The 14,362-nt window shown below is 47.5% G+C and carries 14 protein-coding genes; 5 read left to right on the top strand and 9 right to left on the bottom strand.

What is annotated here, in order from left to right; genetic code table 11:
• Positions 1-72 precede the first annotated feature (72 nt).
• Positions 73-1,305 (top strand): anthranilate synthase component I family protein, encoded by a 1,233-nt coding sequence (locus A4R26_RS19455; protein ID WP_165760341.1) that lies wholly within the window; start codon positions 73-75, stop codon positions 1,303-1,305.
• Positions 1,306-1,368: 63 nt separating this feature from the next.
• On the opposite strand, the gene A4R26_RS19450 is transcribed toward A4R26_RS19455, so the two are convergent.
• The 3 genes from A4R26_RS19450 to A4R26_RS19440 all read right to left on the bottom strand — a co-directional run bounded on the left by A4R26_RS19450 (position 1,369) and on the right by A4R26_RS19440 (position 4,357).
• The gene (locus tag A4R26_RS19450) at positions 1,369-2,460 is read right to left on the bottom strand and encodes a lytic transglycosylase domain-containing protein (protein WP_165760340.1); all 1,092 of its coding nucleotides are present in this window, start codon (positions 2,458-2,460) and stop codon (positions 1,369-1,371) included.
• A 148-nt stretch (positions 2,461-2,608) separates the two neighbouring features.
• Positions 2,609-4,054 (bottom strand): Asp-tRNA(Asn)/Glu-tRNA(Gln) amidotransferase subunit GatA, encoded by a 1,446-nt coding sequence (gene gatA, locus A4R26_RS19445; RefSeq protein ID WP_081166859.1) that lies wholly within the window; start codon positions 4,052-4,054, stop codon positions 2,609-2,611.
• Between the two features lie 60 nt (positions 4,055-4,114).
• Positions 4,115-4,357, bottom strand: a complete 243-nt coding sequence (locus A4R26_RS19440) for a Sec-independent protein translocase subunit TatA/TatB (RefSeq protein ID WP_165760339.1) — start codon at positions 4,355-4,357, stop codon at positions 4,115-4,117.
• A 14-nt stretch (positions 4,358-4,371) separates the two neighbouring features.
• Between A4R26_RS19440 and A4R26_RS19435 the strand changes: the two genes are divergently transcribed.
• On the top strand, positions 4,372-4,584 hold the full coding sequence (locus A4R26_RS19435) for a hypothetical protein (RefSeq protein WP_081166856.1): 213 nt from the start codon (positions 4,372-4,374) through the stop codon (positions 4,582-4,584).
• Positions 4,585-4,678: 94 nt separating this feature from the next.
• Here the strand turns inward: A4R26_RS19435 and rplS are convergent, their stop codons facing one another.
• From rplS to A4R26_RS19420, 3 genes are all read right to left on the bottom strand, one after another.
• Positions 4,679-5,053, bottom strand: coding sequence for a 50S ribosomal protein L19 (gene rplS, locus A4R26_RS19430; protein WP_081166853.1), 375 nt, complete (start codon positions 5,051-5,053; stop codon positions 4,679-4,681).
• A gap of 93 nt (positions 5,054-5,146) precedes the next feature.
• Positions 5,147-6,712: a ribonuclease Y gene (rny, locus tag A4R26_RS19425; protein WP_081166849.1), complete on the bottom strand. Its 1,566-nt coding sequence runs from the start codon at positions 6,710-6,712 to the stop codon at positions 5,147-5,149.
• A 368-nt stretch (positions 6,713-7,080) separates the two neighbouring features.
• Positions 7,081-7,371 carry a cell division protein ZapA gene (locus A4R26_RS19420; protein WP_081166845.1) on the bottom strand — a complete coding sequence of 97 codons (291 nt, stop codon included), beginning with the start codon at positions 7,369-7,371 and terminating at the stop codon, positions 7,081-7,083.
• 144 nt (positions 7,372-7,515) lie between these two features.
• On the opposite strand from A4R26_RS19420, the gene A4R26_RS19415 reads away from it, so the two are divergent.
• The gene (locus A4R26_RS19415) at positions 7,516-7,770 is read left to right on the top strand and encodes a hypothetical protein (RefSeq protein WP_133054735.1); all 255 of its coding nucleotides are present in this window, start codon (positions 7,516-7,518) and stop codon (positions 7,768-7,770) included.
• 5 nt (positions 7,771-7,775) lie between these two features.
• On the opposite strand, the gene A4R26_RS19410 is transcribed toward A4R26_RS19415, so the two are convergent.
• The 3 genes from A4R26_RS19410 to A4R26_RS19400 form a co-directional block, all read right to left on the bottom strand.
• Positions 7,776-8,063 (bottom strand): hypothetical protein, encoded by a 288-nt coding sequence (locus tag A4R26_RS19410; RefSeq protein WP_081166840.1) that lies wholly within the window; start codon positions 8,061-8,063, stop codon positions 7,776-7,778.
• Between the two features lie 48 nt (positions 8,064-8,111).
• Positions 8,112-10,544, bottom strand: a complete 2,433-nt coding sequence (pheT, locus tag A4R26_RS19405) for a phenylalanine--tRNA ligase subunit beta (RefSeq protein ID WP_081166836.1) — start codon at positions 10,542-10,544, stop codon at positions 8,112-8,114.
• A gap of 226 nt (positions 10,545-10,770) precedes the next feature.
• Positions 10,771-11,019 (bottom strand): hypothetical protein, encoded by a 249-nt coding sequence (locus tag A4R26_RS19400; RefSeq protein WP_081166831.1) that lies wholly within the window; start codon positions 11,017-11,019, stop codon positions 10,771-10,773.
• A 743-nt stretch (positions 11,020-11,762) separates the two neighbouring features.
• Here A4R26_RS19400 and dnaB point away from each other — a divergent pair.
• Positions 11,763-13,358 (top strand): replicative DNA helicase, encoded by a 1,596-nt coding sequence (dnaB, locus tag A4R26_RS19395; RefSeq protein ID WP_081166828.1) that lies wholly within the window; start codon positions 11,763-11,765, stop codon positions 13,356-13,358.
• 251 nt (positions 13,359-13,609) lie between these two features.
• Positions 13,610-14,323, top strand: coding sequence for an RsmE family RNA methyltransferase (locus A4R26_RS19390; RefSeq protein WP_081166933.1), 714 nt, complete (start codon positions 13,610-13,612; stop codon positions 14,321-14,323).
• Positions 14,324-14,362: the final 39 nt, after the last annotated feature.

Raw genomic sequence — 14,362 nt, 5'->3', positions numbered from 1 at the left:
CACCCTGTTTCCACAGTGCGCAGACAATTCATATCATTTCCCGTCGCTGATCTTCAGCGAACCAAATTACAAATGTTGAGCTGGGCCAACCAGTTCAACATTTGTTGTTTTCTCGACAACCAGCAATATCATTTACCGCATCATAGTTTTGAATGTATGGCAGCGGCAGGGGCAGTTCAAACCCTTTCAGCCGCAGCTGGTAATGCATTTGATCAGTTGCAGGCGTTGTATGAACAACACCGCGACTGGCTGTTCGGTCATTTAAGTTATGATCTTAAGAATGAGACCGACGGCCTTTCCAGTAACAACCCCGATGGCATCGGTTTTCCCGATCTGTGTTTTTTTATTCCCGAAGTAATTCTGCAATTGAGTGAAAAGGAACTGTTGATCGGTGCATTTGACGCCCGTCATGAAACCATATTTCATGAAATATGTAATATGGAACCGCAGGCCGCACCGCCGCAACAGTTGACCACCAGGATCAATAACCGCATAAGCAGGGATGAATACATTCGCATCATTCATCAGTTGCAACAGCATATCCTGCGCGGCGATTGTTATGAGATAAATTTTTGCCAGGAGTTTTTTGCGGAAGGCATAGCCATCGATCCGCTGCAGGTATATTGTTCGCTGAGCGATACATCGCCCAATCCTTTTGCTGCATATTATAAAACCGGCGGGCAGTACCTCTTATGCGCCAGCCCCGAACGCTATTTGAAGAAAGAAGGCGAACGGATCTTTTCCCAACCTATAAAAGGCACCGCCCAGCGAAACCTGAACGATGCCGGTGAAGATGTAAAAAGTAAAGAATACCTGTACAACAGCGCAAAAGACCGGTCGGAGAATGTGATGATCGTTGACCTGGTGCGCAACGACCTGTCGAAGATCTGTTCAGCCGCCTCTGTTCAGGTAGAAGAGTTATACGGTATTTATAGTTTTCCGCAGGTGCATCAGATGATCAGTACCGTTAGTGGGCGCCTGCGCAGCGATATTCATTTTATTGAGGCCATAAAGGCCACTTTTCCTATGGGCTCTATGACCGGCGCGCCTAAAAAAAGGGTGATGGAACTGATAGAGCGGTACGAGCAAACCCGGCGTGGGATCTTCTCCGGCGCCGTAGGGTACATAACACCCGGGGGCGATTTTGACTTCAATGTGGTGATCCGGAGCATTATGTATAATGCGGCCGGTAAATATCTTTCCTTCCAGGCCGGGTCGGCCATTACGTTTTACAGCGATCCCGAAAAAGAATATGAAGAGTGTTTGTTGAAGGCGGCGGCGATAAAGAAAGTGTTAAGTGCTTAAAACAAGTGTGCCACACCTTCAAGGTGTGGCACACTTATATGCAGGAGGCCGCCCTCCTGAAAATTATTTAACCACCGTAGCCCCACTCAATAACATCTGCACACTCTCGTTGAGAATAATATATTTATTGGCAATGAACAGCTCCATTTTATCGGCCGGTAATTTTATTTCATACGCATTGTTGTTGCTGCCCATGATGGCGTCAAAATCGGGGTTGTACCGGTTGAATTCGGCAGGGTCCATCATAATATTCTTGACAATGGCCCCGGAGTAATATTTACCCGAAACCTCCATGCTTTTGGCATTGCTCAGTTCATCGGTAGTTAACCGGCGATTGATGAGGTAGGTGGCGATAACGCCCAGCTGTTCGGTAACCTCGGCCTTTGTAAGGGTGGTTACACTGCCCTGGCCCTCGAAAATATAATGGGTGCCAATGAATTTCTTTACGTGCATACGGGTTTCGGCCGGCAGGTAGTTCTGGATCTTCCAGAAATTACGGCTGCCCTGGCTTTTCCTGATGGCGCTGTATACGTTGGCTGGTCCGCCATTATAGGCTGCAATAACCAGTAACCAGTCGTTAAACTCCCGGTACAGGTCGCGCAGGTATTTGGCGGCCGCATGCGTGCTTTTTGTATAGCTTTTGCGTTCGTCGATGTTGCGGTTCACCCTGAGGCCAAGATCGCGGGCGGTCTGCGGCATAAGCTGCCAGGGACCTACTGCGCCTGCCCATGAGGTGGCGGTAGATTTCAATTCAGATTCAATAACTGCGAGGTATTTCAATTCTTCAGGAAGGCCGTATTTCTTCAACACGCCATCGATCATATTGAAATATGGTTGGGCCCAGCCCTTCATTTTACGAAGGTCTTCGCCATTTTTTTCCATATAATCCTGCACAAATTGAATAGCGCGGGGATTTAACCGAATGCCATTGGCGGCATTATAACCGACTTCAAAAGCCTGTGTTATATCTTCATCCTGGGGATCTGCGGAGTCATTAGCTACTTTTCCAGGGAATTCGAATTGTTGTGAAAGAACAATCTTTTTCAGCTTTTTACCACCAGGGGTGGGATTAATTGCTATTCCGTGGTCAGTACTGTATGCCATGCATAATACACCCAGGCCTAAGATACCCGAAATAAAAAGTTTTCGTTTCATCATCGTTGATTAAATAAGATAATGATCGACCCGGGGGTATGGATTGTGCGAATGTTTACACAGGATGAAACGGATGAAGTTTTCTTAAGGATTGTTGGAGAAACAGATCCAGATTAGTGGCCGGGGGTCGAAGGGTTTAGGCTTTTCATTAGCCGGCGGTTCTGAACTGTAGCATCCACTGTTGGGATAGCCGGAGCAAATATAACTCGGAAAATTGGTTTGTCATAATCTGCACCCCGTAAGGCATGCCATTACTGTGCCAAAACAGCGGGATGGAGATGGTGGGGATACCTGTAAGGTTGGAAAAAACTGTAAAAATGTCAGCTAAATACATGGAGATGGGGTCCTCGGTCTTTTCGCCGATCTTGAAGGCGGTAGAAGGGGCCGTGGGAAGAAGGATGGCATCGAACTGGCTGAAGATCAGGTTGATCTTATCAACCAGCAACTTACGAACCTGTTGTGCCTTGGTAAAATACGCATCGTAGTATCCCGCGCTTAAAACGAAGGTGCCCAGCATAATACGTCTTTTCACCTCCCAGCCGAATCCTTCTGACCGGGTGGCACAATAAAAATCTGTTAAAGAATTGTTTTTAGCCGTGTTGCGGTGTCCATATTTCACCCCGTCGTACCGCGAGAGGTTACTGGAGGCTTCCGCCGTGGTTAGAATATAGTATGCGGGAACAATGAAATCGAGGTATTCAAAATCGACCGGCTCTACGGTATGGCCATCGGCCTTCAGCTTTTGGCTGAATGCGAGAATGGAATCCCTGATCTCTTTATCGAGCGCCGGGCTTTCCAGGGCTTCTTTGAAATAAGCGATCCTGAGCGGTTTGGCAGGCAGGGGAGTAAGGTCGCTGTAAGCGTCAACCTGTTGCTGTGCGCCCGTGCTGTCGAAGTCATCGGGGCCGGCAATTATTTCCAGTACCAGGGCCGTATCGGGAACGTTATTGGCGAATATGCCGATCTGGTCGAACGAGGAGGCATAGGCAATAAGACCATGGCGGCTGATGCGGCCGTAGGTAGGTTTTAGTCCAACCACGCCACAAAAATCGGCCGGCTGGCGAACGGAGCCGCCGGTGTCGCTGCCGAGGCTTACCATGCACAGCCCGGCCTGAACGGCTACTGCCGAACCGCCCGAAGAACCACCGGGTACCCGGCTTTCGTCGATCGCGTTCAGCACTTTGCCATACGATGAGTTTTCATTGGTTGAACCCATGGCAAACTCGTCGCAGTTGGTATGTCCTATTATTATGGCTTCTTCAGCCAGTAATCTTTCAACAGCGGTAGCATTGAAAACGGGGTTGAAACCTTCGAGGATCTTTGATGCGGCCGTAAGCGGGTGGTCTTTATAGGCAATAACGTCTTTCAGTGCTATTACAACACCATGGAGTTTGCCGGTTGGTTTTCCTGCCTTGCGGCTGGCATCGAGCTCAGCGGCCCGTTTCAACGCTTCTTCTGCATAAGTATGCACATACGCATTCAGGTGCCTGCGGGCATCTATCTGCTGCAGGTAATATTGCACCGCTTCAACACATGAAGTTGTGCCGGAAAGCAGGTCCTGGTGGTATTGCGTTATAGAGTGATACTTAAACAAAGGTTGTTACCGGGTTTGACAGACAAATCGGTTGCAGAAAAGATAGTATGTTCTTATGAATTAGCGGGTAGTGGTAGAAGAAGCCTGTTTGTTATTAGTTTCCTTCTCATTAATACCGTCTTCAATTTCCTTCTTAACGTTGTTCTTGGCATCATTAAATTCCCTGATACCACGGCCGATTCCGCGCATAAATTCCGGGATTTTACGTCCACCAAACAGCACCAACACTGCCAGCACGATCAGCAACCACTCACTACCACCAGGCATTGAGATGAACAACAGGTTATTAAGACTAAGTAACATGATAAACTTTTTATTTGTTAGAAAAACAAAATTACGCTCTTTTACAGAGTAAAACGCATAATTCTGGCGCAAATTACACGAACCTAACGGTAAAAAAAGCGTTTTTACCGACGCTTAACAAAAATCGGCAATCGGCAAGCATGAAACGGCAAACCTCTGCGCGGCCAATGTCGGCAAGCGGCAAAGGGCTTGAATTTTTGGCGGCGCAAGGTCATAAACAAATCTGAACATTCGCGAGGCCATTCACGATTGCCGATTCACGGGAAAAACGAAGGGCCAGCCTTTTGGCCAGCCCCTCAGATAAGTTGTATGTACAGGTGGTTATTGAGCCACTGCAGATGTTGTGTTAACGCGTTTTTCTTTAATACGAGCGCTTTTGCCACTGCGTTGGCGCAGGTAGAAAAGTTTTGCACGACGAACACGACCGGTTTTATTCAACTCAATAGAATCGATATTGGGCGAATAAACAGGGAATGTTCTTTCAACACCTACACTATCGGAGATTTTACGTACGGTAAAGGTAGCTGTACCACCCTGACCCTGGCGTTTGATCACATCGCCGCGAAAGCTCTGGATACGCTCTTTACCACCTTCGATAATTTTATAGTTCACAGTTATATTGTCACCCGCTTTAAATTTCGGGAACTCTTTTTTTCCTGTCAACTGCTCATGTACAAATTGAACTGCTGCATTCATGACATTCAAATTTTGGGGGAGGCAAAGGTAACCATTATTTCGAATTAATAATTATTATTTTCCCAAACCGCCCGGTTTTACTACATTTTTTTATTATTTGGCCACGTTCACCGCCCGTCTTTCCCTGATCACGGTAACTTTAATTTGTCCGGGATAGGTCATTTCGGTCTGGATCTTCTGGGCAATATCGAACGAAAGCTTGTCAGAGTCGTTATCGGTCACTTTTTCAGCCTCTACTATAACCCGCAGTTCACGACCCGCCTGGATGGCGTAGGCTTTTTCAACACCCTGGTACGACATGGCCAGGTTTTCCAGCTCCTTGATACGCTGTAAGTATTGTTGCATGATCTCCCGGCGTGCTCCCGGGCGTGCGCCGCTGATGGCGTCACAGGCCTGAACGATAGGAGAGATCACATATTGCATTTCCATTTCATCGTGGTGGGCGCCGATAGCGTTCACTACAGCGGGGTTCTCACCATATTTTTCGGCCAGCTTGGCTCCCAGCAGGGCGTGGCTCAATTCAGATTCTTCATCGGGCACTTTACCAATATCGTGCAGCAGGCCGGCGCGTTTGGCCAGTTTGGGGTTCAGGCCCAGCTCGGCAGCCATAATACCGCAGAGGTTGGCCACTTCGCGGCTGTGCATCAACAGGTTCTGACCATAAGAAGAGCGGAAACGCATTTTACCTACGATACGAACCAGCTCTTTATGTAAACCGTGGATACCTAATTCAATTACAGTACGTTCGCCGATCTCAATTACCTGCTCTTCGATCTGGCGGCGGGTTTTTTCTACCACTTCCTCAATACGGGCGGGGTGAATACGGCCGTCGGCCACCAGGCGCTGTAAGCTCAAACGGGCAATTTCACGGCGCAGGGGGTCGAAAGACGAAAGGATGATGGCTTCCGGCGTATCGTCAACAATAAGGTCAACACCGGTAGCGGCCTCGATGGCCCTGATGTTGCGGCCTTCGCGGCCGATGATCTGGCCTTTTATTTCGTCACTTTCGAGGTTGAATACGGTGATGGAGTTCTCGATGGCCTGCTCTGCAGCGGTACGCTGTATGGTTTGAATAATGATCTTGCGGGCTTCCTTGTTGGCTTTCTGGCGGGCATCGTCTACGATCTCCTGCTGCAGGGCCAGTGCCTGGGTGTGGGCTTCCTGTTTTAAACTCTCAACCAGTTGTTTCTTAGCTTCATCTGCGGTTAAACCAGCAATCTTTTCGAGGCGGCGGATGTGTTCTTCCTGGTGCTTTTCCAACTCGGTGCGCTTCAGGTTCACAACTTCTATCTGCCGGTTCAGGTTATCTTTTATCGCTTCGTTTTCCTTGATCTGTTTGTCGAGCTGGTCGGCTTTGGCGTTGATGCTCTGTTCTTTCTGACGGGCGCGGTTTTCGGTTTCGCTCAGTTTCCGGTTACGCTCAAGTACTTCCTTGTCGTGCTCTGCTCTCAGGGCCAGGAATTTTTCTTTTGCTTCGAGCTGTTTTTGTTGTTTGATGGTTTCAGCATTCGTTTGTGCGTCGGCAACGAGTTTGCGGGCCTGGGCTTCGGCCTCCTCAATTTTTTGCTTAGTGTTTTTGGCAAAGATGAATTTGCCCGCTACTATACCTGCCAGTAGCGCCACTAATCCTATTATAGCGGTTAACATACTCTGATCCATTGTGTTTTACATGTTTAAAGAATTCTACATTGTCTCTCCCTCTCTATGTTTCGCAATTTCACCATAGCGAGATGTGAATGTGCGAAAATACAAAAAAAGAGGCAGCGGCACTGCAAGCATTTTGAAGTCAGTTATTTGTAGATGGGGAATTTGGTTATTGTGACTGTGTGTGCTGGATACGGGTTCATGGATGTTTTTAGTGCTGGGTTATTGTTTTGGGTAATAAGTTTGGTTAAAGGTTACAAGATACAGGTTTCAGGGGAAAACTGTTACCGGTTACCCAACGCCGGTTACCGGTTTTTCAATTTAAGGGACTGCTGAATAAAGCCGGTGATTTCGTTTAGGGGTGCCCGGCAACGGGCTATCAGTTATTCGGCTAACATTCTATCCAAAAGCTTTTCAATAGCCTGCAACTGCTCGCCGGTTTGATTATCGACCAGCGGCTGGCTGTCTGCGGCTTTTTGCTGGGTGGCGTACCAAAGGATCACCATGGCTATATAGTCCTGCATGTCTTTACCCGCAAAGGTGGTTTTGAACTCGATGATCTTATCGTTGATCAGCTTAAGCGTTTTTCGTACAACTTCCTCATCGGAAGGGGCAATACGAATGCGGTAGGTTCTGTCGCCTATTAAAACATTTATGGGAATTAATTCTTCCATCGCTTGCAATTTTGAAAAGCTTATTCTATTTTTATCAACACACTTTGCACAGGAACACTTCCGGGCTACAAAAGGATCGTTTTGGATGGTTTAAATTCAATGATTTCGTATTCTATGATTACTCACCAAAACCAAACGATTACCATGTTCGCTAAACTTAGGTCGAACGTCTTCATCGACGCGCTGACACTGGAGTTGATCGCTCCCTTTCAATCCAGTCTTAAAGCCATTCTTCGCGATGAGCTGGGCTACGAATGCAGCCGGCTCGAAACAAACATACCACAAGGCGATAAAACGGTTACCTGGAAAGGTTTGAACGACCTGCCCTATGGCATTTATACCCTTGAACTTTCTCAGGGCGAAGATGAAATGAAAATGCGACTGATAAAACGGGTTTGAACGAATTATTCGCTCAATAAAGCAATGCACCGGTCAATTTCCCGGATGTAACGGTTGATCCTTTTTTCTACATCCTTCTTTTCCGTATCGTTCAGCTGACCGGTAACGGTTTGCAGTGCCGTCATTTTCATTTCCAGCTCATCGATGCGTATTACCCGGGCTTTTTCTTTGTCGCGCAACGCGATCACTTCCCTGCTTAACTGCTCATGCTCTTTTTGCAGCAACTGATACCGTTGTACCACCTGCTGCAATTTTTCAGTGACCCGTTTAAGTTGTTCCTGTAATCCCTCCATTGAACAAATTTTTGCCTGGTGTTATTGTCCCGGCCACCGCCTGCGCTATCATTTTCTGATCTCAGCCTGCAGGGTTGTTTCCAGGGCATTCATAATTTTATTCATCATGCCGTCAATGTCTTTGTCGGTGGGCGTTTTTTCTTCGTCGAGGAAGGTAAAACTTACCGCCAGGGATTTTTTATCGGCCCCAAGCTTTTCACTTTCAAAAATATCGAACAGCTGAATCGACTGTAGCTTGTCGAGTTTTACTTTTTTCACTGTGCTTTCAACATCAGCAAAGGGAAGGGATTTAGGTACTACCATCGCCAGGTCGCGCCGTACCGGCAGCTGGCGGGGCAGTTCTTTTGCTTTTATAGAGGCGGCGGAAATATGTTTCAGCAATAATTCAAAGTCCACATCGGCATAGAGTACCGGTTGTTTTATGTCGAACCGCTTCAGTTCCTGCGGTTTCACCTGGCCCAGCCTTACTACAACGTCCTTATTAATAGTTACCTGCAGGGCATTCACCAAATTACTTCCCTCAGTTACAGGGGCGAAGGCTGCTTTGGAGATGCCAGTCAGTTGCAATATTCTTGCCACAACGCCTTTCAGGTAAAAGATATCTGCTTCGGGGCCTTTGCCCTTCCAGCCATCATCCTGCACCTGGCCGGTGATGTACATGCATACATGTTCATGCTCGCTGTACCTGCCGGGGCCCTGTGTGCTATAGGTTTTGCCGAACTCGAAAAAGCGCAGGTCGTTGTTTTTGCGGTTAAGGTTATGCGCTATGGCTTCCAGCCCGGTTTGCAGCATGGAAGGGCGCATAATATTATGATCGGCGCTGAGGTTGTTCAGCAGTTTTACCGCCGTACTCAGCTGCTGCTCATCGAAATAGGCCGCATTGGTAATGGAGTTGGTGAAGATCTCGTTGAAACCGAGGCCCACCAGGTAATTGGCGGTTTTTTCGCGATAGATGTGTTTGTTGCGGTTGGTTTCAACAGACGGTGAAATGGTAATGGCCATGGGGATCTCTACATTATCGAGCCCGTCGATACGCATGATCTCTTCAACGATATCGGCCGGTAAATGAATATCGGGTTTGCTGAAAGGCGCCGAAACCACAATGTCGTCGGGGCTTTCCTTTACTATGTCGAAACCGAGGCCAATAAGGATCTTTTTTACCGCATCGGCAGGATAGCTTTTACCGCTCAGTTTTTTCAGGAACTGGTATTTCAGTTGCACCTGCGGTTGCTGTGCCGGTTTTGGATATATATCAACTACTTCTGATGCGATTTCACCGCCGGCCAGTTCTTTTATCAGCAGGGCGGCCCGTTTCAATACGTTTACCGTATTGCTGATGTCGACATTTTTTTCAAAACGCGTAGCGGCATCGGTACGCAGGCCGTGACGGAACGATGTTTTACGAATATCAACCGGGTTGAACCAGGCGCTTTCGAGGAAGATGTTTTGGGTGGCATTGGTAACGCCGCTGTGCTGGCCGCCAAAAACGCCGGCAATACACATGCCTTCGCTGTTGCCATTGCAGATCATCAGGTCTTCGGCGCTGAGCTTTCTTTCTTTTTCATCGAGCGTAGTGAAGGGTGTGCCTTCAGGCAGGTTCTTCACCAGCACTTTTTTACCGGCGATCATATCGGCATCGAAAGCATGCAGGGGCTGCCCTGTTTCATGCAGGATGAAATTAGTTATATCTACTATGTTATTGATGGGGCGCTGGCCAATGGCGCGCAGTTTATCCTGCAGCCATTGGGGGCTTTCCTTTACGGTAACATTGCTGATGCTTATGCCGGCATACCGCTGGCAGGCATTGGTATTTTCGATAGCTACTGAAATGGGCAGCGAGGTATTATCAACTTTGAAACCATCGATGGGCTGGGCCACCACTTTCAGGTCTTTATTATCGTGATAAGATAAGTAAGCGCAAACGTCGCGGGCCACACCCCGGTGGCTCATGGCATCCATGCGATTGGGGGTGAGGCCAATTTCATAAATGTAGTCTGTATAGGGTTTGAAGTATTCAGCGGCGGGGATACCCACTTTTACGTCGGCCGGCAGCACCATAATGCCGGCATGGTCGTCGCTCAGCCCGATCTCGTCTTCTGCACAGATCATTCCATAACTTTCCACCCCGCGAATTTTGGCGATCTTCATGGTAAGGGCATCGCCTTTTTTGGGGTAGATGGTTGTTCCTACGGTGGCCACCACCACTTTTTGACCGGCTGCCACATTGGGGGCGCCGCAAACGATCTGCAGCGGGTCGCCCGATCCTACGTTTACTTTGGTTACGGTAAGTTTATCGGCATTGGGATGTTTTTCTGTAGCCAGCACTTCACCGATCACCAGACCCTGCAATCCGCCTTTCAGGCTTTCGTATTTCTCAAGGCTTTCCACTTCCAGTCCGACAGATGTCAATAATTTGCTAAGCCGTTCGGGATCAATAGTTACCGGCAAATAATCGTGAAGCCAGTTATAGGAAATAGTCATGGATCAGTTATATAGTTTTATTAATTCAATGATGGCTGCAAAGATAGCGGGTTTCTGAGTTGGAAGTTCTCAGTTCTTAGTTCACAGTTCATAGTTCATAGTTCACAGTTCTCAGTTCATAGTTCATAGTTCATAGTTCATAGTTCTCAGATAAGAGGGGGGGAAATAGTACAGTTCCGGTCAGGGGGGAAACGGAAACCGGCAATTGTAAGCAGCGGGGGGAAGGTCAATTCTTACAAACGACAAAACAGAACGGGGGAATTTCGGCGGCGCTTAAAATGCGGTGGATGCGGCCGGGGCGTTGTTCAATACGGCCGTTTTTCAACTTAACCACTTCCACGGCGTGCGAAAAGCTGATGGCATGGGCGGTAAGGAGGTCGTAACAAAGCCTTTCGTAGTACAGCAGGTGCTGTGCTTCTTTACTGTTTTCTTCAGGCATCATTACTTCATAATGCCGCAACTGGTATACGCGCATGGTCGGAATTGAAATTAAAGAATCTAATTTACGGTTCTCCGGGTAATTTTAAAATTCGTTTAACATCTTTTTATTTAGCTACGTATTTCTTTTGACGATTTATCTTCCGGAACCCTGTACCGGATATACGCCATTTTTGTGCCACAGGTTTGGGTAGGCGCCTGGAAAGTGGGCGGAGGGCCGACTTGGGGCCTGCCACGCTGCTGAAACAACCGATCACAGGCCGTTACAGCCGTTGGGTATATAGAAAATGCTGTGCTGGTAAGCGTTTTCACTAAGCAAATTGCGGAAAATCCCATCCGGCCTGCATCTTATTTTCCCGCTATGCCAACCAAATATTCGGGGTATATTTCTTATGAACATGGTGTGTGAATTTCGTTTGAACAAGGGTGGCAAACTTTTGTAAATTGTGAATATATATGCTTGATTCTGTGGATAAGTGTGGTATTTTTGTGAGTTCCACTGTGGATTGTTGTGGTTAAATATAGAAACACAATTTTTTTTTCCGGGTTGGTGAGGGGTATATATTCGCCGTCCTGACTTTATGAAGGTAACATTGCCTTAACAGTGGAGTAATATTCGCATAACAAACCTTTTCCTGACTAATACTAACCCTAAGCGTCATTGGTTGAAGTATTAATTCCGAAGTGACACCACGCACCATAGCACTTCAGCACCTTGAGAGATCCTGATTGTAACAAACTTTATCAAACCAATGGTTAAATTTTTGTAGACCGTTAACGATGGATTTAACAAATCTGAACAGCAAAGACCGAAAACAACGTCGCCGCGGCAGTTCTATCGACCTGAGCACCATGGTGTACGGAAAAGTTCCGCCCCAGGCAAAAGACCTGGAAGAAGCGGTACTTGGCGCCGTGATGCTTGAGAAATCAGCTTTCGACGTGGTTGTAGAGATCTTAAAACCCGAGTGTTTTTATGTAGACGCCCACCAGCGTATTTACCGTTCCATGCAAAGTTTGCAGCAAAAAAGCCAGCCCATCGATATTTTAACGGTGGTGGAAGAATTGCGCAGCAAAGAGGAACTGGAAATGGTGGGAGGCCCCTATTACGTAACCCGTTTAACGAATTCAGTTGTTTCTTCTGCCAATATAGAAGCGCACTCAAAGATCATTTTACAGAAATTCATTCAACGCGAGCTTATCCGTATCAGTGGTGAAATTATTGGTGACGCGTATGAAGACAGCGCCGATGTGTTCGACCTGCTCGATGAAGCTGAGGCAAAGCTGTTCGAGATCACCAATAACCACATGAAGAAGAACTACGACAGTATCGATACCGTACTGGTGCAAACCGTACAACGTATCGAGGATATGCGGCACCGTACCGAAGATATTACCGGGGTGCCAAGTGGTTTTCCTTCACTCGATAAAGTGACCTACGGATGGCAGAATTCGGATCTGATCATTTTGGCTGCGCGGCCTGCCGTGGGTAAAACGGCGTTCGCCCTTAATCTTGCGCGTAATGCCGCATTGAGCAGTACACGGCCAACCCCCATCGTATTCTTCAGCCTTGAAATGAGCTCGGCGCAGCTGGTTACCCGTATCCTGAGCGCCGAAAGTGAGGTTTGGCTCGAGAAGATCTCGCGTGGTAAGATGGAAGATTATGAAATGAAGCAGTTGTATGCAAAGGGTATTCAACGGCTGGCGCAGGCGCCCATATTTATCGACGATACCGCGGCCCTGAACGTTTTTGAGCTGCGTGCGAAATGCCGCCGTTTGAAAACCAAACACAACATCGGCCTTATCATCATCGACTACTTACAGCTGATGAGCGGCGCGGGTAACGGCAAAAACACCAACCGTGAGCAGGAGATCAGTACCATTTCACGTAACCTGAAAATGCTGGCCAAGGAGTTGATGACTCCCATTATTGCCCTGTCGCAGTTAAGCCGTGCGGTTGAAACGCGTAAAGATGGTAACAAGATGCCGCAGTTGAGTGACCTTCGTGAATCGGGTGCCATTGAGCAGGATGCCGACATGGTAATGTTCATTTACCGCCCCGAGTATTATGATATCACTTCCAATGAAATGGGAGAAAGCAATAAAGGGGAAACCCACGTACGTATAGCCAAACACCGTAACGGTTCGCTGGAAACCATCAGGCTGAAAGCGCAACTGCATATTCAGAAGTTTGTTGAGTTTGAAGAAGATGATTTCAGTGGTTTGGGTATGGGCGGCGGCAACTGGAAACCGGTGCCCGATGGCGGCGGTGGAAGTGGCGCCGGCGCGGGTGGCGATGATGGCGCCAAGCTATATATACAGGCCGGCAGTAAGATGAACGATATGCCGTTCGGGGACGATGATGAAGCCCCGTTTTAACGCTAAAGGCCGAACGCTTAACGCTCAACGCTGTATTCTGAAAAGCGTTTTTCCAGAATAATCTGGAACATTATGAAGAGCGGGGAGAGCGTTTTGCGTTCATCGTTTTAGCGTATAATATCCTTCTAATTCGATCAAGGTTGTAAAATTAATCCTGAAAGTTCTGACGATACAGTCGGGACTTTTTTGTTTTACCTGCCATGTGGTATATAAAATGCATGGATGTATTATTTTGCATCAAAGAACAAAGAATGAATCTGCCACGGTTTTATATTTCGGATAATGTTACCGGCCAGCCAGAGATAGAACTGGATGAAGATACCTCGAAGCATGTGGTGAATGTGCTGCGCATGAAAAAAGGCCAACAACTTCATTTGACCGATGGAAAAGGCACCCTGCTGCTTACTTCTATTATAGACGATCATAAAAAGCGATGCCGGGTAACCGTGCTGAACGGGGAATTTACCCAAAGAAAAGGGCGCAAAACCAGTATCGCTATCTCATTGCTGAAAAACAACAGCCGCTTCGAATGGTTCCTTGAAAAAGCAACGGAACTGGGCATTACTGAGATCATTCCGCTCCTGTGCGACAGAACCGAAAAACAACATTTCCGGTTCGACCGGATGCAGAATATTCTGGTAAGCGCCATGTTGCAGTCACAACAGGCATGGCTGCCCGTATTGCACCAGCCCGTTGGGTTTGGGCAACTGCTGAAACAGGAAGATGTAATAGATACCACCCAAAAATTTATAGCCCATTGCGTGCCCGGTTCGAAACAAAGCCTGGCTGAAATGGTAAATGCATCGCTTCCCTCGCAGATCATTTTAATTGGGCCGGAAGGTGATTTTACCAACGAGGAAATAAGTTTTGCCACTGACCATTATTTTATTCCGGTATCGTTGGGCGAAACGAGGCTGCGCAGTGAAACTGCAGGCATGGCAGCAGCGGTAATCTTAAGCTTATAGTTTATGGTTTGTTGTTTGTGGTTCTTTGATTGCAGCAGC

Origin of the sequence: Niastella populi (assembly GCF_002078015.1) — a bacterium.
Taxonomy (GTDB): Bacteria; Bacteroidota; Bacteroidia; order Chitinophagales; family Chitinophagaceae; genus Niastella; species Niastella populi.
Note: the sequence above shows the minus strand (reverse complement) of the source record. Positions and strands in the feature narration are given on the sequence as shown.